General features: G+C 41.0%; 15 protein-coding genes and 1 tRNA gene. 10 read left to right on the plus strand and 6 right to left on the minus strand.

Translation table 11 applies throughout. From position 1 onward, the window contains the following. The coding region (locus tag VG895_00170) for a hypothetical protein (GenBank protein ID HWA51457.1) at nucleotides 1–328 on the minus strand (328 nt) is incomplete at its 3' end. A 338-nt stretch (nucleotides 329–666) separates the two neighbouring features. Between VG895_00170 and VG895_00175 the strand changes: the two genes are divergently transcribed. Beyond that, nucleotides 667–1,950 carry an MFS transporter gene (locus VG895_00175; protein HWA51458.1) on the plus strand — a complete coding sequence of 428 codons (1,284 nt, stop codon included), beginning with the start codon at nucleotides 667–669 and terminating at the stop codon, nucleotides 1,948–1,950. A 332-nt stretch (nucleotides 1,951–2,282) separates the two neighbouring features. Continuing rightward, nucleotides 2,283–3,632, plus strand: a complete 1,350-nt coding sequence (locus VG895_00180; protein HWA51459.1) for a hypothetical protein — start codon at nucleotides 2,283–2,285, stop codon at nucleotides 3,630–3,632. Between the two features lie 108 nt (nucleotides 3,633–3,740). Here the strand turns inward: VG895_00180 and VG895_00185 are convergent, their stop codons facing one another. Beyond that, nucleotides 3,741–6,170, minus strand: coding sequence for a hypothetical protein (locus VG895_00185; protein ID HWA51460.1), 2,430 nt, complete (start codon nucleotides 6,168–6,170; stop codon nucleotides 3,741–3,743). A 188-nt stretch (nucleotides 6,171–6,358) separates the two neighbouring features. Here VG895_00185 and VG895_00190 point away from each other — a divergent pair, with 188 nt between their 5' ends. The 6 genes from VG895_00190 to VG895_00215 all read left to right on the plus strand — a co-directional run bounded on the left by VG895_00190 (nucleotide 6,359) and on the right by VG895_00215 (nucleotide 14,180). Continuing rightward, nucleotides 6,359–8,500 carry an ABC transporter substrate-binding protein gene (locus VG895_00190; protein ID HWA51461.1) on the plus strand — a complete coding sequence of 714 codons (2,142 nt, stop codon included), beginning with the start codon at nucleotides 6,359–6,361 and terminating at the stop codon, nucleotides 8,498–8,500. A 24-nt stretch (nucleotides 8,501–8,524) separates the two neighbouring features. After that, on the plus strand, nucleotides 8,525–9,499 hold the full coding sequence (locus tag VG895_00195) for an ABC transporter permease (protein HWA51462.1): 975 nt from the start codon (nucleotides 8,525–8,527) through the stop codon (nucleotides 9,497–9,499). A gap of 10 nt (nucleotides 9,500–9,509) precedes the next feature. Beyond that, nucleotides 9,510–10,853 (plus strand): ABC transporter permease, encoded by a 1,344-nt coding sequence (locus tag VG895_00200; GenBank protein HWA51463.1) that lies wholly within the window; start codon nucleotides 9,510–9,512, stop codon nucleotides 10,851–10,853. A 1-nt stretch (nucleotide 10,854) separates the two neighbouring features. After that, nucleotides 10,855–12,537, plus strand: coding sequence for an ABC transporter ATP-binding protein (locus tag VG895_00205; GenBank protein HWA51464.1), 1,683 nt, complete (start codon nucleotides 10,855–10,857; stop codon nucleotides 12,535–12,537). 181 nt (nucleotides 12,538–12,718) lie between these two features. Further along, the gene (locus VG895_00210; protein ID HWA51465.1) at nucleotides 12,719–12,973 is read left to right on the plus strand and encodes a DUF4351 domain-containing protein; all 255 of its coding nucleotides are present in this window, start codon (nucleotides 12,719–12,721) and stop codon (nucleotides 12,971–12,973) included. A gap of 142 nt (nucleotides 12,974–13,115) precedes the next feature. Further along, nucleotides 13,116–14,180 carry an enoyl-CoA hydratase/isomerase family protein gene (locus tag VG895_00215; protein HWA51466.1) on the plus strand — a complete coding sequence of 355 codons (1,065 nt, stop codon included), beginning with the start codon at nucleotides 13,116–13,118 and terminating at the stop codon, nucleotides 14,178–14,180. On the opposite strand, the gene VG895_00220 is transcribed toward VG895_00215, so the two are convergent. Together VG895_00220 and gltX are read right to left on the minus strand one after the other, a co-directional pair. Next, the gene (locus VG895_00220) at nucleotides 14,173–14,877 is read right to left on the minus strand and encodes a hypothetical protein (GenBank protein HWA51467.1); all 705 of its coding nucleotides are present in this window, start codon (nucleotides 14,875–14,877) and stop codon (nucleotides 14,173–14,175) included. The two genes, VG895_00215 and VG895_00220, sit on opposite strands and share 8 nt — an antisense overlap. A gap of 31 nt (nucleotides 14,878–14,908) precedes the next feature. Continuing rightward, nucleotides 14,909–16,312, minus strand: a complete 1,404-nt coding sequence (gene gltX / locus VG895_00225) for a glutamate--tRNA ligase (GenBank protein HWA51468.1) — start codon at nucleotides 16,310–16,312, stop codon at nucleotides 14,909–14,911. Nucleotides 16,313–16,364: 52 nt separating this feature from the next. On the opposite strand from gltX, the gene VG895_00230 reads away from it, so the two are divergent. Then, the gene (locus tag VG895_00230; GenBank protein HWA51469.1) at nucleotides 16,365–16,739 is read left to right on the plus strand and encodes a diacylglycerol kinase; all 375 of its coding nucleotides are present in this window, start codon (nucleotides 16,365–16,367) and stop codon (nucleotides 16,737–16,739) included. A 45-nt stretch (nucleotides 16,740–16,784) separates the two neighbouring features. On the opposite strand, the gene VG895_00235 is transcribed toward VG895_00230, so the two are convergent. After that, nucleotides 16,785–17,330 carry a hypothetical protein gene (locus tag VG895_00235; protein HWA51470.1) on the minus strand — a complete coding sequence of 182 codons (546 nt, stop codon included), beginning with the start codon at nucleotides 17,328–17,330 and terminating at the stop codon, nucleotides 16,785–16,787. Nucleotides 17,331–17,505: 175 nt separating this feature from the next. Next, a complete protein-coding gene (locus tag VG895_00240; protein ID HWA51471.1) occupies nucleotides 17,506–17,913 on the minus strand; it encodes a cytidine deaminase in 408 nt (135 codons plus the stop codon). Nucleotides 17,914–18,020: 107 nt separating this feature from the next. Between VG895_00240 and VG895_00245 the strand changes: the two genes are divergently transcribed. Continuing rightward, a tRNA-Val gene (locus VG895_00245) sits at nucleotides 18,021–18,095 on the plus strand. Nucleotides 18,096–18,117 lie beyond the last annotated feature (22 nt).

Raw genomic sequence — 18,117 nt, forward strand, 5'->3', positions numbered from 1 at the left:
TGCGGCTGCCTGGGTTGATGGTGAGGGTGGTAGGTTTGGCTAGGACGTGTTTGGGCTCGATAGCGGTATCATCGGAAACCAGTTGTAAGGTGAAGTTAAAAGGCTGGGATAGGGTTTCTGTGCCGGAAAAACTTAAGGGTATTAGTTGGTCTTCTGGTAGTAAATCCGATTGTAGGAAACGTTGGGTTTGGGTTAGCCAGGACATGGTAAACTTCCCTTTGAGATTTAAATTCTGGAGTGATGAATGATAATGGCATAACAATGTTGAACATGATTTAAAATTACATATTTTATTATTAACAATGCGAATATTAAATAATAAAAACATTAGAGCATAGAATTTAATTTGTCGCAATACAGGTTTTGAAATATTTATTCTGGCGGTGATTAAGGTGGCGACGTATCATCCAAATTGATGGCAAAGTCCTAGTTAAATAAAAAATATGACTATTTTTGTTCTGTGGTTATTTTTATTTAAACAATGAAAGAGGGGGTTACAGTGCTTAGGTCAGGGGCTATGTCATGCTATGCTAGTGCCCACCTAAGGAGATCATTCGCTACGCTCAGGATGACAGAGTATAAAGATGGCGGAGTCAGATGACAGAGCCTGGTGGTTCAAACTTCAAATCAAAAGCGTGATAAAAAAAATAACTAAGGAAAACCCCTATGAGCAGCTCACAATTTCCCCTACTTAAAACCCGGCGGTTTTTGCCGCTGTTCCTTACCCAGTTCTGGGGAGCCTTCAACGATAATGCGTTTAAATCGACGATGGCGGTACTAATTACCTACGAATTAATCACTAATATCAGTCATGCACAGTTATTGGTTAATTTAGGCGGAGGTGTGTTCATTCTGCCATTTTTTTTACTATCGACTCTGGCAGGTGAACTGTCAGATAAATACGATCGGGCATTGTTGGTGCGTATTTTGAAGTTGCTGGAAATTCTATTTATGGCTTTGGGTTTGCTGGGTTTTTATCTTGGTAATGTAGCAATATTAATGGTGACTTTATTTTTAATGGGTGTGCATTCCACTTTTTTTGGTCCAATTAAATATTCCGCATTGCCGGATTTATTACAGCCGCATGAATTGCTGGCAGGTAATGGTTTGGTAGAGGGTAGTACCTTTATTGCCATTCTAATTGGTACGATTTTAGGAACGCAGTTGGGAGTAACCAGGACAGGGGCATTATTGGCATCTAGCATTTGCATTGGTGTAGCGGTGTTGGGTTGGATCAGTAGCTTATTTGTACCGCGTGTGCCTTTGGGAGATCCTGGATTAAAAATCCACGCAAATATTTTTAAGGCCATATGGCGCTTGGTGCGTTTTACAGCCGAGAATCGTCCTGTTTATCTTTCTATTTTAGCTATGTCGTGGTTTTGGTTTATGGGGTTTATATTTATCACGCAATTTCCAGTTTATTCTAGGGCGATTATTGGCGGTGATGAGCATGTGGTGACTTTATTTCTGGTGATGTTCTCAGTAGGTATCGCGGTAGGTTCTTTATTGTGCAACCAATTTTTACGTGGGACGGTACATGCAAGATATGTCCCAATTTGCATGTTGTTGATGACGGTATTTACTTTAGATTTGTGTTGGGCAAGTCACGGGCAGGTGCCGCTTTTACCACATGGTGGCGGTGTAATGGCTTTTTTATCAGGATTGACCGGCTGGCGCATTGCCCTAGATTTATTTTTACTTTCAGTGGCCGGTGGTTTTTATATCGTACCGCTTTATGCTTTGATGCAAGTGAAAAGTTCAGCGGCACACCGATCGCGGATTGTGTCATGCAATAATATTATTGGTGCCTTATTTATGTTTGCGGCAGCATTGATGGCTATGGGATTGACGGAAATTGGTTTTTCTAGTGTACAACTATTTTTAGTGATTGGCATAGCTAATGCGTTGGTTGCATTTTATGCTTGGAAAAAATTGCTGCAAATAGTTTAAGGGCACCTCTAGAAATTCAGATTTTTGTTCAAGTCAAGGCGGATTTGATTTTAAAACCGGAGTTTACATGCGAGTAAATGAGGATTTTAAAATCAAATCCAACGCGGAATTGAACAAAAAGATAATTTCTAGAGGTGCCCTTAAGATTAATTTCGGGTATTTTTCTAATGTATTATGTAGGACGATACCATTTATCTTTAAAGCTAAAATTTTTCTTGATTTTTAATATTCTCTTAAAATTAACTTGTTACTTTTCTGTTGATAGAAGTTGATAAAACAGAAATAACATTAATAAATACTTAACAGTTTTATAAGTTAATTAAGAGAAAATTATGCGAGAAATAGACGAAATCCCAACTAAATCTAGTAACATACTTAAAGAGTTAAGTGTTATAAAATTAAAATTATATCCTCCTAAAAAGAAAGATCATCATTTTGGAACTAGATATACACTTAATGAACTGCCTAAATTATTAGAAAAATTAAATCTAAGTGCAATTGAAGATGAATTCGCATCTCTAAATCGTGCTCGGTTTGTTTTAACAAAAAACTTTGAGATATTTTTTTCACCAGAGGGTGAGCCAGATACCAATATTTCTTCGCATGCTGGTTTGTCTCGCAATGATTCTGTTTTATCAGCAGGAACAGTATATTTTCAAAAAAACCAAGAAGGTGTTGTCAAGATTTACCAAATTGATAATAAGAGTGGTCACTTTTATCCTGATTTTAGATCGCTAAACCTGGTTCTTCCTATTTTGATAGAAAATAATCTTCTGGATGAGAATATCGCGCTTGAAGAATATTCAGATAAAAAATATATCGCAAGTCAATCTGTTCCTCTGAAAGATTTAACAAAACTATTAAGTCATGCTAAATTATCTGAAAAATTATTAAAAAGTATTTCCATTCAAACTCAATCTTCAAATGGAGCTACCAGCAGAAAGGAAAGTGTACAAGATATATGGACATTAACTGCATTAAAGCCAGAGTTATTGGTAAAAGAAAGCAAGCAAACCAGCCCAACATTAAAGTATGATACATATTCTCCACCTTTGCATGTTCAAGATACGTGGTTTAGTGATTCTCCCAAAAGGAATTTAGTTAGCCCACAAAAATCCCCACCTCCAGCAACCAAAATGGGTGCGGCGCTAAAATTAGCATCTGCTTTGGTAAAAAAGCGAAAGGCAAAAGAGTTGCAACTACCTTCTCCTTCTCCAACTGATAAGACTCCTCGAAAAATTTTAACGCCTAAAAAGAGCATCAGCAAAATTAAAGTCTCTGATCCTGCTCTAGAAAACTTTGATCCGAATAAGAGAAGAACCAAACAAAATTCCGAAGAAGTAATCACTGTGCCATCATCGAGGCTAAGAGCCCGGTCTTTAATAAAAGCGATGAATACTTTTGATCCATTAAAACTTACCTCAATACCGTCAGCACCTAAGAAAAGTCCAGCTAAGGAAAGTACGCCGCTTGGATTATTAGATGAAGAGGAGAAAAGAAAGCCATATAGGAGATTGGATTTTTCTAGAAATTATGCACAATACAAAGCAGAGGCATGTACTTCCACTTTTTTTAATCATTCTAATTCCCCAGAAATTCCAGTTCCTTTGAAACAAGAAGAGATTGGAAAGATAAATAAGCAAAAGGACATAACTGCTAAGATTACAAGCTTAGCATTCTGATGAATACTTGAAGTGGAATAATACCTAGAACGTAACTTTCACAAGTGGAGAGGGTCACCGTAGTTAACCGGACCACTAGTGAGTTTTTTGCTGTCATGACAGAATATTTTATCCGTTCGATTCTACTGATATTGATTGAGAAGGGGGGCGCGGTATAAAACGGATATCCTCATCGCTGCTGGTGGATAGACTACTGCCTAAGAAGCTGTGGCTGTCTCGACGTTTGAACTCCCTCTTTGCTTTTTTCTCAGGAGAAAATGAAAAATGCTTGAAATCTAAATTTTCAGTCATGGGGCCAGAATTAGAACGTTTTGCCGAGCTTAAGGGTGATGGAGCTTGGCGCGCAAATAAATAATAATTCTCTAATTCAGTTTGAGAAGCTTTGGCTAGAGAGGGTTTGGTCTGTTGCTCTTGGTTATCTAAATGTTGTAATAATCGCATGGTGGCAGATTCGCTATCATCTTTTCCGGGAGATAAATTATCCTTGGAGGTAATTGCCGCGACACTACTAGTGAAATATTTTATTGCCAATCCTGCACCCACCGTGGTGTCAATTTTATCACCTACGTTTTCATAGGTTCCGAGTTTAGTCGTAATGGTCTCATCAAGTTTATGTTTAAATTTTTCAGCTTTATCTGCTAATGAGCCGAAAAAGTCTTTAACTTTTGTAAACACACCTGTAGTGGGTTTGGTTTTCTTATCCTGTAATGCGGCTAATTTTGCTGTTGTGACTTTTAGGGCTTGCGTCTGAGCTGAAAGCTCCTCTTCTGCTTGCGTGGCACGTTTTTTTGCCTGGTCAGCAACTTCTTTAAGCTTAGTGAGCTCAGGGCTTTTACTAATTAAATCACTTATAAATACTTCTTTGTCAGGGCTTCTTGATGAAATATATCTTTTATAAGCGCGTGATTTCTGAACTTTAGACGAAAGAGCGCTTTGTTCTTTCTTGGCTTTTTTGGCTAATTTGCTATTAGCAGTGGTTTTTTCCTGCAGTGTTTTGGTTTGTCGTTTAACCAATGCTTGTAAGCGCGGTTCTTCTGCGGCAGTCTGGGCATCATTCACCATGGCGAGAATTTCTTCACGTTTAGCAAGTGTCAGCAGTATGGCGAACTTTTCCAGCCAGGCCTGGTTTTTAATATGTTTAGACCAATTTAGCATTTTTCCAAATTTTTCTTCCTTGAGTACATCGCAGACATATTCTTTGATGCTATCTATAAAAGAACAGGCTGAAGTGATTCCTGGAATAAAATCCAGTTGCCCCACAGCTGCGATCACATAATCTGCATAAGTTTCTTCATCACTGGGTGTTGTCGCCAACAATTTTGATTTTGCGCCTTCTGCGCCGGTAATTAGGCAACTAAAGGAGCTGATGATTTCTTCATAAAAAGCTTCCAGTGCAGGATTTAGCCTTATTAGGTTGAGCGCTTCAGCGTGACGCACATTCTTTGCATCTTTTGCACCTTGCTTGAGTTTAACCTTCGGCAAAATATCGCGATAATCGGCAGTGAGTTTGCCAACTTCACCGGCAATGGCTGAGTAAGCAGGATTGCTGGGTAAAGTTTGCAATATCGCTAAAGTAGTTTGATAGGTATCGTCAATTTCATTAATCAAATTATCTTCTGCATCTGGGTCATCTGAAATTTCATGGGAGCATTTGTATTCAGGGATGTCAGTTATGCCCAGGGCATTGAACATAGAACGCAATTGATTTTGCAAATCACGGAATTCTTGGCTGCGTTGTGCTAAATATTGCTTAGGATCATTGTGGGCTGATAATTCCGGCAGCTGCGTATTATCATATGGTTTTGTGTCATCTGCTTCACCAGTAAGTACTTTGCCTTTTTTTAATGCGTTGCTTTTAAGCTCGGCTAATTTTAGGGCGACGCTATCTAGTGCTTTTTGTGGCTTGCGTAATTGCTCTTCTAAAGCAGGTTGATGTTGTTTGAAAATTAATTTAGTGCGTAATTGGCTATAATTCGCTTGGAGTATACGGAGTTGTTCTGTGAGTTTAACTGCTTTGCTATTGCTTTCAATCATCTTCAGCATTTCATTGTGCACTTTTTCCATAAAATTCAGCTGATGAGTTAGGCTATCTTCGCCTTGGCTGGCGCAGGTTACGTATTTTTCAGTTATTTCTTTCAAGAATTCAAGATTTCTACATTGGGATAAAAATGCATTAAAATTGGCGTTAACTCTGGATAAATCAGTTAAATTCTGGGATTTTAAAGCAGTTTCTACCTCTGAGCCGAGTAACGTTAATTTTGCAGAAACATAATCCCAGGCATCCATGTCTGAATTAGAAACTTTGACCTCTTTTGGTTCAAGCGAGAATTTTCGACTGATAGGGGGCGGTGTAAAGTGTTGTGCTGGTGGTTCTTGTGCTTGCTTGCCGCGTACGACGCAAAAATAGTAAATACCAAAAGAAGCTATGCTTTTAGCCCAGTCCCAACCAGTCATTTTATAGGCGCTAGGTTTCACTTGAGGGTTTTTGCTTGTAGGAGCAGTATCATTGGATTTTTTGCGGAAGAAGGTAAATGCCATAACGCCTCACTATCACCTGATTTTATCTATGGGATTCTAGTTTTTTATAAGATATAGTATAAATCTTAGACATTAAGGGACTATTAAGGATTTTATAAAACATGGGTAATTCGCGGCATTTAGATAGAAATGAGGTAGATTTCCACCTTTCGCAGAGATCAAGAGTAAGGAATGGTTTAATACTGCTGATGCTGCTGCTATCTGGTTGCAGGGATCAAGTATGGAATAATCCTCACCCCCTTAAGGAATATGGCGAAAATGTGCGTTTTGGTTCTTTTGACGCGCCTCCAAAAACCTTAGATCCCGCACAATCCTACTCTGTAGATGAACAGATGTTTATTGCTCAGGTTTATGAGCCACCGCTGCAATACCATTATTTGAAGCGTCCCTACACTTTGATTCCACTTACGGCACGCAGCATGCCGGTAGTGCGTTATTGGGACACCAATCATCAGCCTTTGCCGTCAAATGCGTTGCCTCAGCAGGTTGCTTTTACTACTTACGATATCACAATCCAGCCAGGGGTGTTTTATCAGCCGCATCCGGCTTTTGCCAAGGATGCTCAGGGCAACTATCGTTACCACCATCTGAGTGAGCATCAATTACGTGGCATCTCGCAACTCGGCGATTTTCCTTATAGCGGAACCCGCGAATTAACAGCGGATGACTATGTTTACGAAATAAAGCGCCTAGCATTGCCGGATGTAAATTCGCCAATTTTGGGATTGATGTCCGGGCATATTCTGGGTCTTACTGATTATGCTGCTACATTGCGTGCCGCCTATGATAAACAGCGAGCAGAAAAAGTGATGGCACCTTGGCTGGATTTAAGAAACTATCCGTTGGCTGGGGCGCAAGTACTGGATAAATATACTTACCGTATCACGCTCATAGGCCAGTACCGGCAGTTTATCTATTGGTTAGCTTTGTCCTTTTTTGCACCTGTGCCATGGGAAGCGGATTATTTTTATTCTCAACCGGGGATGGCGAGAAGGAATATTAATTTTAGTTGGTACCCCATTGGTACCGGCGCTTATATGTTGACCGAAAATAACCCGAATAAACAGATGGTGCTGGAACGCAACCCCAATTTTCATGCGGAATACTATCCAACCGAAGGGGAACCTGGCGATAAGGCAGCTGGATATTTAACCGATGCAGGGAAGCGGTTGCCCTTTGTGGATAAATATGTTTTTAGTTTGGAGAAAGAACCGACACCGCGTTGGAATAAATTTTTGCAGGGCTATTACGATCAGTCGGCTATCGGTTCTGATAATTTCGGCGAAGCTATCGCGATGGATGCATATGACAAGCCGCGGCTTACTTCTCAATTGTTAAATAAAGGTATTCAGCTACGCACCAGTGTGGAGCCTAGTAGTTTTTATTATGCTTTTAATATGCTAGATGATACGGTGGGTGGCTATAGTAAGCGGGCGAAAAAATTACGTCTGGCTATTTCTATTGCCTTAAATGAAGAAGAGTTAATTAGTATTTTTCTAAATGGCCGGGGAATTGCTGCCCAGGGTCCTATTCCTCCGGGTATTTTTGGTTACATCAGTGGTGCCGCTGGGATTAATCCTTATGTCTATGATGAGGTCAATGGCGAGCCGGTGCGTAAGTCTCTTGAAACTGCGAAAAAATTATTGGCAGAAGCCGGATATCCCAATGGTCGAGATGCACAAACCGGAAAGCCGCTGATTTTGCGTTATGACACAACCTCAACTTCGCCGGTCGATAAAGATCAGTTTGACTGGATGCGCAAGCAATTCGCGCGTTTAGGCTTAGAATTGAATATTGAAGCAATAGATTATAACCGCTTTCAGGATAAAGTGCGGGGCGGTGATGTGCAGTTCTTTCCTTTTGGCTGGATAGCCGATTACCCTGACCCGGAAAATTTCTTATTTTTGCTGTATGGTCCAAACAGCATAGTCAAGAATAATGGCGTCAATAATGCGAATTATGCCAATCCGCAGTTTGATGCGTTATTTAACCAAATGAAAGGCCTGGAAAATACGCCTCAGCGTTTAGAGATTATTCAAAATATGGTGGGCATAGCGCAGGCAGATAGTCCCTGGGTGTGGGGAGTTTTTCCTAAGACTTATATTTTATCACAGGCTTGGATAGCACCGATTAAACCTAATCCGGTGGCGAATAATATTTTAAAATATCAGCGTGTGGATCCGGCATTGCGAGTTAAATTGATTGTCAGTTGGAATAGGCCTGTTGTTTGGCCGTTTCTGTTGTTGGTGTTGGTAGTTTTGGCATTAGTGTTGCCGGTAGGTATTGGCTATTGGCGTAAGATACACAGGCCGGTTAAGTTGTTACCCTAATTACTTAATTAAAGGACGCCTATCATGTTTGCCTACATAATACGTCGCATTTTATATGCCATCCCGATCTTAATCGGTGTGAATTTAATTACCTTTATACTATTTTTTATGGTCAATAGCCCGGATGATATGGCTCGCTTTCAGTTGGGACAAAAATATGTCACACCGGCCGCCATTGCACAATGGAAGCATGCCAATGGCTATGACCAACCTTTGTTTTTTAATGCACAAGCGGCTGGTGTTGGCCACTTGACCCAGACTTTGTTTTTTAAAAAATCATTGGGACTGTTTGCCTTTAATTTTGGTGTATCACAACGTGGTCGTGATATTGGTCAGGATATTCGCCAGCGCATGTGGCCAAGTCTGGCTTTAGCCATTCCCAGTCTATTCATTGGATTGATAGTTAATATCACTCTGGCGTTGTTCATCACATTTTTTCGCGGTAGTTACTTGGATATCTGGGGAGTCGGCGCTTGTGTACTGTTAATGTCTATATCTGGGCTATTTTATATTATTGGCGGGCAGTATCTATTTGCTAAAGTACTAAAAATAACCCCAATTTCTGGCTACTTGGGAGGGCTTTCAGCGATTAAATTTTTGCTACTTCCGGTGGCGGTCAGTGTCATAGCGGGTATAGGCGCAGGTGTACGCTGGTATCGCACGATTTTTTTAGAAGAAATTGGCAAAGATTATGTGCGGACGGCACGTGCTAAAGGCTTGGGAGAAAATGTTGTGTTATTTCGACATGTGCTGAAAAATGGCATGATCCCCATATTAACTGGCGTAGTCGTGATTATTCCAACATTGTTTATGGGTAGTTTAATCATGGAGTCTTTTTTTGGTATTCCAGGGTTAGGGAGTTATACCATTGACGCCATTTCCCAACAGGATTTTGAGATTGTGCGGGTGATGGTATTTTTAGGAACTTTGTTTTATGTGGTGGGATTAATATTGACGGATATTTCTTATACTTTGGTAGACCCGCGGGTGAAGTTTTAAGGATTAATACATGCATTTCCAACTTGCACTTTTATGGACTGACATACTTATTTATATCCTGGCGTTAGCTTGCATGTTGTTTGGTATTTTCGCTTGGCGAAATCCTTTGCTGCGTGAATCCTGGCGGATTGTATTGCAGAGGCCTTTGGCCATGGTGGCGCTGGTGGTTTTAATCGCCTATAGCCTAATTGGGTTATTGGATTCTGTGCACTTTCATCCAGCATTGCCGGTGGTATCTCTTGGTCAGGTCTTTTATTCCAGTCGTGTAGAAAGTCTATTCGACGTGTTAATCAGTCCGTTGGGTCAGCGAGAGGAGCAAACTTATACTGCGCCATTTGCCATTGCTGCGGTGCATCCGTCTGGGTATTTGATTAAGGCATTGTTTGCAGCTGTTTTAAAGGCACTGGTCATTTGGGTGTTGTTGGCGCAATTTTTCGTACTGTGCTCAGCAGTAGGTGCAAAGCAAAAAGTCAGCAAACAATTCGTTTTGATGTTACGTGGTAAGACAGTTATCGCCTGGCGGAGTATTTTTATCACAATGGCACTGGTGCTGTTGGTGGTATTTATTAGTTTAGCATTATCTACGATCTATCATGTCATGGGTACAGACAAAGTAGGGCAGGATGTTTTTTATCAAACACTGAAAAGTATTCGTACGGGTTTATTGATAGGGACATTGACAACATTATTTATGCTGCCGTTTTCTATTTTTTTTGGCACGATAGCGGGCTATTTCGGCGGTTGGATTGATGATGCGGTGCAGTATATTTATATTACGTTAAGTTCCATTCCCGGAGTGTTGTTGATTACTGCGGCGATACTATCATTGCAGATTTTTATTAAAGATCATCCGAGCTTATTTCCTAATTTGGCGGTGCGTGCGGATGCACGCTTGCTGATTTTGTGCGCTATTTTGGGTGTTACCAGCTGGACAGATCTCTGTCGGTTGTTACGTGGTGAAACCTTAAAATTGCGGCAAATAGATTTTTCGCAAGCGGCGGTGGTGATGGGAGTGTCGCATTATAAAATTATTCTCAAACATATTCTGCCGAACGTGATGCATATCATTTTAATTACCGTGGTTTTGAATTTTAGTGCATTGGTGCTGGCTGAGGCGGTTTTATCTTATGTTGGCGTGGGTGTAGATCCATCGACGATCAGTTGGGGTAATATGATTAATAGTGCGCGTTTGGAGTTGGCGCGCGAGCCGGTGGTGTGGTGGCCGTTGTGTGCAGCGTTTATTTTTATGTTTATGCTGGTGTTTTGTGCGAATATTTTTGCAGATGCGGTGCGGGATGCGTTTGATCCGAGATTGCGTGGTGTTTTAAAAAGAAGTATCAGCTTGAGGATTTAAAGTGGATTTTCAAAAAACCCACGAATTAAAAACAGAAAATTTACTGACCGTAAAAAACTTAACGATTCGTTTTTCTACGACATCAGAAGAATTTGTTGCGGTAGATAATGCCAGTTTTTCTTTGAGGCGTGGTGAAACCTTGGCATTAGTTGGCGAATCTGGCAGTGGTAAATCGTTAACAGCGCTAGCTATTTTGCAACTGCTGCCGGGTAACGCACGAATGACGATGCATAGTCAAATTTTTTTAGCGGGGCAAAAAACATTAAACGCACCAATCCAAGATTTGCTCTCGTTACCGGAAGTGGCATTGCGTAAAATTCGTGGTCGGCGTGTAGGAATTATTTTTCAAGAAGCCAGCACTGCGTTAAATCCAGTACTGACCATTGGTGAGCAGATCAATGAAGTATTGCGTCGTCATTTTAAATTACCGCGTGGTGTACGCCGTCAGCGTATGCTCACCTTGCTGGCGAAAGTAGGTATTACTGATCCTGTGCGTTGTTCTGCATCCTACAGTTATGAACTGTCTGGTGGACAGCGGCAACGTGCCATGATTGCCATGGCATTGGCTGGCGAGCCGGATTTATTAATTGCCGATGAGCCGACCACGGCATTAGATGTGACCTTGCAAGCGCAGGTGCTGCAATTGTTGCGAGAAATACAGCGCAATACGGGTATGGGATTGTTATTTATTACGCATGATCTGGGGATTGTTTACCAGATTGCCGATCAGGTTGCAGTGATTCATGCCGGCAAAATTGTCGAGCAGGCGAGCGTGGCGACTTTTTTTAAAGCACCCCAGCATCCTTATAGTCGACGGTTATTTGCAGCCTTGCCGAGTTGGGAAAATCGTGTAGATAAAAACGTATTTTTGACTGCTGAGAAAGCGAACCCCTTATTATCTATTCATAGTTTAAAAGTTTATTTCCCGATTAAAAAAGGGATTTTTCAGCGAACGGTGGATTATGTGAAGGCAGTGCAGGACGTTAGTTTTAATGTGCGAGGCGCAGAGACTTTTGCTTTAGTGGGAGAATCGGGTTGCGGTAAGACCACGATTGCTAAAGCCGTGTCACGTTTGGTGCAGCCTATGGCGGGGCAAGTGATGTTTCTTAATCAAGATTTAGTGCATTTGCAGCACGCCTCTTTGAATCAATTGCGCGGTGATTTGCAGATGATTTTTCAGGATCCTTATGCTTCGATGGATCCGCGTATGCATATTGGCGGAATCATTGCAGAAGGTATGTTGGCGAGAAAAATGGCTAGCAGTTTGGCTGAATGTTATCCTGTTATTAGAGAATTGTTACAGCGTGTCGGTTTGGCACCTGATTGTATTGAACGTTTTCCACATGAATTTTCCGGTGGGCAGCGCCAGCGAATTTGTATTGCGCGTGCCTTGGCAATGCGTCCTAAGCTGATTATTTGTGATGAACCGACGAGTGCCTTGGATGTGGTGGTGCAGATGGATATTTTAAAATTATTGCAAAGCCTGCAGCAGGAGTTAGGATTATCATATTTGTTGATTACGCATAATTTTGCGGTGGTGGCTTATCTGGCACATCATGTGGCGGTGATGCATCAAGGTAGGATTATTGAACAAGGGGGAGTGGAGCAGGTGTTGTTTCAGCCTAAAGAAGATTATACGCGGCAGTTATTGGCTGCTGTTCCTCGGGTGGGTAGTGTGATTTAAGGTTTTGTTCTTAGACAAGCTCTAAGTATCCTGTCATTACGGTATTGTTGTTTTGTAAATTATAATTTAGTTTGTAGATCATCGAGATAACAAACTTTTATTTATGACTACAATAATGCCGTAAAACAAATTGAGGAGGAAGATAAGATGAAAATTAATTATGTGACCACCGCTGAGCAGATTGGCAGACGAGAAGGTTACCAGGAAGGGTTGGCAACAGGGTTTGCAAGAGGGTTTGCAGGAGGGATTGCAGGAAGGATTACAAACAGGATTCTTACAAGGAGAGGTTGCTTTATTAATCCGTATACTAGAACATCGTTTTCACATTATCCCTCCAGAATATTTAATCCGTATTAATCAAGCTCATGCAAATACGCTACTGCTTTGGGCTGAACGTGTACTTGATGTTGCTACTTTAACTGAAGTGTTTGCCTAGGGTCTGTTGTCAATTAGGCGCAAAACGACGTAACAGGGCTAATTGACAAAACATTTAGCACTATAAAATTTTATCTAATTCTTTTTTTCAAAAATCTAGGAATTTACAAATTAGGCTTATTTCTTCAAGGGCTAAACCCATCATGGAACCAGAAATTTTATTCACCGAACTTGCTGGCCGGCATGGCCATATGGGTGAAATTATTCTTAACCGTCCCAAAATGTTAAATGCATTGACTGAGAGCATGTGCATTGCTATGCATGCGAAGTTGCACGAGTGGGAGCAGGCTAGTCATATTAAAGCCATTGTGATTCGTGGCGCGGGAGAGCGAGCATTTTGTGCCGGTGGTGATATTCGTGCTGTCTACGCGTTGCGGGAGCAACCGGAATTGGCACAGCAATTTTTCTGGCATGAATACCGATTGAATCATTGCATTTATCATTTGCAAAAACCGTATATCGCTTTGCTCGATGGTCTGACGATGGGCGGTGGTGCTGGTTTGTCTATCAATGGCCGCTTTCGTATTGCTACTGAAAAATTAACATTCGCTATGCCGGAAACGGGCATAGGATTTTTTCCTGATGTCGGCGGCAGTTATTTTTTACCACGTTGCCGTGATTACATCGGTTGGTATTTGGCGTTGACTGGAACTGTGATTACTGCTGTGGATGCACTTTTTGCTGGCATAGTTGATATTAGAATTGAAAGCAAGCATCTGTCTGAATTATTGCAAGAGTTGCTTGCTGTGCCATGGGATGACGCTGATCTGAATGCAACTGTACAGCAGGTGATTAAGCTTTTTGCTTTACCATTTAGTCCATCTGAATTATCAGAATATGCCCCGATTATTAAGCAATGTTTCTCGCAATCTTCAATTGAAGCGATACTCGTCGCTCTGAAGCAATATCACGAACCTTGGGCGCATGAAACGATGCAAATTTTGGCTACACGTTCGCCATTGAGTTTAAAAGTCGTGATGGAGCAATTACGTCGTGGTGCGCAATTGGATTTTGATGAGTGTATGCGTATGGAATACCGCATAACTCAACATTTTTTGCAAACAGCGGATTTTTTTGAAGGCGTGCGGGCAGCGGTGATTGATAAAGATCGCAAGCCGCATTGGCAGCCAGGTGATTTGGCTGCGGTGACGGCAGAGCAGGTGGCAGGATTTTTTACAACATTAAAGAAAGAATTGAATTTTAAGTAAATTGATGAAAATCTTCTTCTGTTGTTGTAGATATTGCCTCTTTAGGTTTTTCTAATGCATCATCATCATCGTCCAAAACTAGAACAGATTTACCAAAAAAATCAGATAAGCTGGCAGGACTGCGTGGGAAATTTTTGCGAGATAATGTTGTATAATCGCGAGTAAGCATAGTTTCAAGTTCTGTGATCCTACTCTGTTCTAAAGCAAGATTTTTTAAAACATCGTTACTTTGTCTAACGATTTCTTTAGCTATTTTTCCTAATTCTCGATTTTTAATAGATAAATCACTAATGCTTTTTCTTAGAGCATAAATTTGCTTTACTAAATAATTTTGCAAGGATCTTAAATTTTTAATTTTATTTAAACTGTTATCCATGTCATTGAGATTTTTACTCGTGTCTTCGTTTTGAGTAGTAACTCTTTGAGTAACAAATTTTTTGTAATCAGATGTTAATAATTCTTGAAGTTTCTTGATTCTAGTTAGCATAAATTCCAGAAATTGGAAATAAAATAATACCCCATCTTCGTAACTGAGTTCAGTTGATTCAGTATTTGTGGTATCGGGTTTGATATCATGATTATTTTTTGATGAATTTGATTTATTTTGTAATCCTTCTAGAATAGAGCCAATATGCGCTATTTGTAGTTCTTTTATATATTGAGAGCTCTCTGCTTGTTTTTTTTCTTCGCCAGCCATGTTACATACTCCAGAAATTTTATGTTTATAATTATTTTTTATTAATGAATGTAGCTGCTTTGTCAAGTCGTTCCAAAACTTTGGTTTTTCCAAGTAATTCTAATGTGGTATCAATCGGTGGTGAGACTGTGTCGCCGGTTACTGCCACGCGTAATGGTTGTGCGACTTTACCCAACGCTGATCCGGTTAAGTTATCAGCGACTTTTTGCACGGCAACGTGTAGAGAAATTTTATCCCAAGTAGTGAGGTTTTTAAATTGTTCTGACAATGCTGCCAGAATTGGTGCAGTTTCAGAAGTGAGATTTTTTGCTGCTGCCTGAGGTGCGTAATTTTCAAAATTTTGATAAAAAAATCGGCTCTTAGCAGCTATTTCTGCCAGGGTTTTGCAACGCTCGCTCTGTGATGTGACTAAGACACTTAATGCGGGTCCTTGCGACACATCAATTCCGAGTTTTTCCATATGCCAGGCTAAATGTTCTGCTACGTATTCTGGATTCAACGTTTTTATATAATATTGATTTAACCATAATAGTTTTTCTGGATTGAAAGCGCCGGGGGCGCGATTGATATCATGCAGATCAAATAATTCGACCATTTCTGGGCGTGAAAAAATTTCCTGGTCACCGTGTGACCAACCCAGGCGTACTAAGTAATTGAGCAGTGCTTCTGGCAGATAGCCTTCATCGCGGTACTGCATCACGCTGACAGCGCCATGCCGTTTAGATAGTCTTTTACCGTCAGCGCCCAAAATCATAGGCACATGCGCATATAATGGCACAGTGGCGCCTAGTGCTTTGAGAATGTTAATTTGTCGGGGCGTATTATTGATATGATCGTCACCGCGGATCACATGAGTAATGGCCATATCCCAGTCATCGACCACTACTGTGAAATTGTAAGTTGGGGTACCGTCAGTTCGAGAAATGATTAGGTCATCGAGTTCACGATTGTTAAAACTGAGCAAGCCGCGTACCTGATCGTCAAAAGTGACAGTGCCATCATCAGGATTGCGAAAACGCACGACAAAAGGCTGATTGCTTGACGCGGACGTCAATTCACGGCAATGGCCATCGTAGCGAGGTTTTTCTTTATTGGCGAGCTGGGTTTCGCGCAGTGTTTCCAGGCGTTCTTTAGTGCAATAGCAACGGTAAGCCTTGCCTTCAGCTAAGAGTTGTTGTATCACAGCGTGATAGCGATCAAAACGTTGGGTTTGATAGAATGGACCTTCTTGGTAGTCGAGATTTAGCCAGGACATGGCGTCGAGGATGGCCGTAACGGATTCTGGGGTAGAGCGTTCTAGGTCGGTGTCTTCTATGCGTAAAATGAAAGTACCTTGATGTTTATGAGCATATAGCCAGCAATATAGGGCGGTGCGTGCCCCGCCAATATGGAGATAACCGGTAGGGCTGGGGGCGAATCGGGTGCGGACAGTCATAGTTTTTTCTCTTTAATTGAAGAATGTATATAATAACATAATCAAATAATGGATGATTAAGACCATGCTATTTAGATTTATTGTTAAGGATATTAAACGCACGTGGCTGGCCGTTCAGTACTCATTTGCTGGGTTCCGGTCAGTTTGGCAAGCGCAGTGGGCATTTCGCTGGGAATTGTTGTTATGCGTTATTGGTATGCCAATGGCATTCTGTTTTGGTAAAACAGCAATAAATAAGGCGGTATTAATCGCGGTATTGATTCTGTTATTGATTGTAGAAATTCTGAATTCAGCGCTGGAAACGGTGGTAGATCGGATTGGCTTTGAGCATCACACATTATCAGGACGTGCTAAGGATTTGGGATCGGCAGCAGTATTTTTAGCGGCGGTGAATGTTGTAGTCGTCTGGTTGATTGTTCTAATATAATCGTAAATTTTAGTCCTGATTTGTTTGTAGTGCTGTTTTGTGCTTTTAAACCATGGTAGGGGAGTTGGAAAGTGGATCTGAGTTTGCTATATGAGAAATAATCTCATATTGATTCTGTTCAATATTGGAATTTATAGCTACCGGTTTTTCATCCGTTGGCGGTACAAAAAACGAAATAGAATTCTGTCTACTTCGGGCTTTAGTTTCTTTTAAATCTTGTAGGTCTACTAGTATGCAATCTTCATCTGGATGTTCTATAGCTGTTTCATTGGTTCCTATGGAAAAATCTTCTTTTGCATCCAAAGGAATATTCTCAATCCCGTTATCCGAGGGGGTAGCTACAGAAGTTGGAGGATCAATCACTAAATGCTGAATACCGGCAGGACGAGTAGCTCTAATTATTTTAATGCCACAAAATGCCAAGCATAACATAACACCTCCTGCTGCAATTTCAAGGCCTGCGCTCAGTTTGTTGGTTTCGCCTAGCTGAGGATGATTCCGCATTGCCATCGAGCCGGTTATGACAAGGATGGCTCCCAGTGGAAATGTTAATGCCACGCCTAACTTTATTTTCTCTCGAACTCTTTGCATTTTGCGCTACCTTTATGGGTGTATGAATTTTACGTTTCATATATTTCCAATAGAGTAGCTGGGCAAAATTAACCGAATATTAACATGTCTATAAAAATTTTTTAATTCTAGTAGTGCGAGGAATTTTTTCAGAATTACTTCTTCATGATGTGTTTCATGTGTAAGGTTCACGAAGTCATTTTTTCGAGGTATCAGTCAGATGAAATGGATAAGGTAAAAATTCACGTAACGGGGCAGACAGTTGAATGCCCTGAGTTGTTGCCAGATGAATCATAGTATGCTCTGTTGCAAATTCATAAATCAGTTGTCTGCAAGCACCGCAGGGAGTGCAAAGATTGTCTGTTGGACTTAAAATCAGGATTTCCTGAATGTGACGTTCACCGCCAGCAACCATAGTGCCAATGGCATTGGCTTCAGCGCATTGAGTAAGTCCATAAGCTGCGTTTTCCACATTGCATCCGCTAAAGTACTGCTCTGTATCCGTTCTGATAACAGCTGCGACTTGGAAATGACTATAAGGGGCATAAGCGTTTTGAATCACCGCTTTGGCATGATTGAGCAGGATTTGGGTGGTGTCAGACATACGGTGTTTCCGAGTAGAGTGTTAAAGTATTTAGTTTATCAGAAAATATGCGAGGTGGCATTGACCTGTTTAGATTAAAATTTTAACATACTCACCCATCTTTAAATGGGCGATTAGCTCAGCGGGAGAGCACTGCCTTCACACGGCAGGGGTCAGTGGTTCGATCCCACTATCGCCCACCAATAAAATCAATGACTTATGTCT

This window comes from Patescibacteria group bacterium, from assembly GCA_035549555.1.
Classification (GTDB): Bacteria; Patescibacteriota; Microgenomatia; order UBA8517; family UBA8517; genus Co84-156.

Bases quoted from the DNA above. Each gene is read 5' to 3' on its own strand.
- VG895_00240 (HWA51471.1), bottom strand. From the start codon at position 17,913: ATGTCTGACACCACCCAAATCCTGCTCAATCATGCCAAAGCGGTGATT.
- VG895_00190 (HWA51461.1), top strand. From the start codon at position 6,359: ATGCTGCTGCTATCTGGTTGCAGGGATCAAGTATGGAATAATCCTCAC.
- VG895_00185 (HWA51460.1), bottom strand. From the start codon at position 6,170: ATGGCATTTACCTTCTTCCGCAAAAAATCCAATGATACTGCTCCTACA.
- VG895_00175 (HWA51458.1), top strand. From the start codon at position 667: ATGAGCAGCTCACAATTTCCCCTACTTAAAACCCGGCGGTTTTTGCCG.
- VG895_00230 (HWA51469.1), top strand. From the start codon at position 16,365: ATGATTAAGACCATGCTATTTAGATTTATTGTTAAGGATATTAAACGC.
- gltX (HWA51468.1), bottom strand. From the start codon at position 16,312: ATGACTGTCCGCACCCGATTCGCCCCCAGCCCTACCGGTTATCTCCAT.
- VG895_00195 (HWA51462.1), top strand. From the start codon at position 8,525: ATGTTTGCCTACATAATACGTCGCATTTTATATGCCATCCCGATCTTA.
- VG895_00220 (HWA51467.1), bottom strand. From the start codon at position 14,877: ATGGCTGGCGAAGAAAAAAAACAAGCAGAGAGCTCTCAATATATAAAA.
- VG895_00235 (HWA51470.1), bottom strand. From the start codon at position 17,330: ATGCAAAGAGTTCGAGAGAAAATAAAGTTAGGCGTGGCATTAACATTT.
- VG895_00200 (HWA51463.1), top strand. From the start codon at position 9,510: ATGCATTTCCAACTTGCACTTTTATGGACTGACATACTTATTTATATC.
- VG895_00215 (HWA51466.1), top strand. From the start codon at position 13,116: ATGGAACCAGAAATTTTATTCACCGAACTTGCTGGCCGGCATGGCCAT.
- VG895_00180 (HWA51459.1), top strand. From the start codon at position 2,283: ATGCGAGAAATAGACGAAATCCCAACTAAATCTAGTAACATACTTAAA.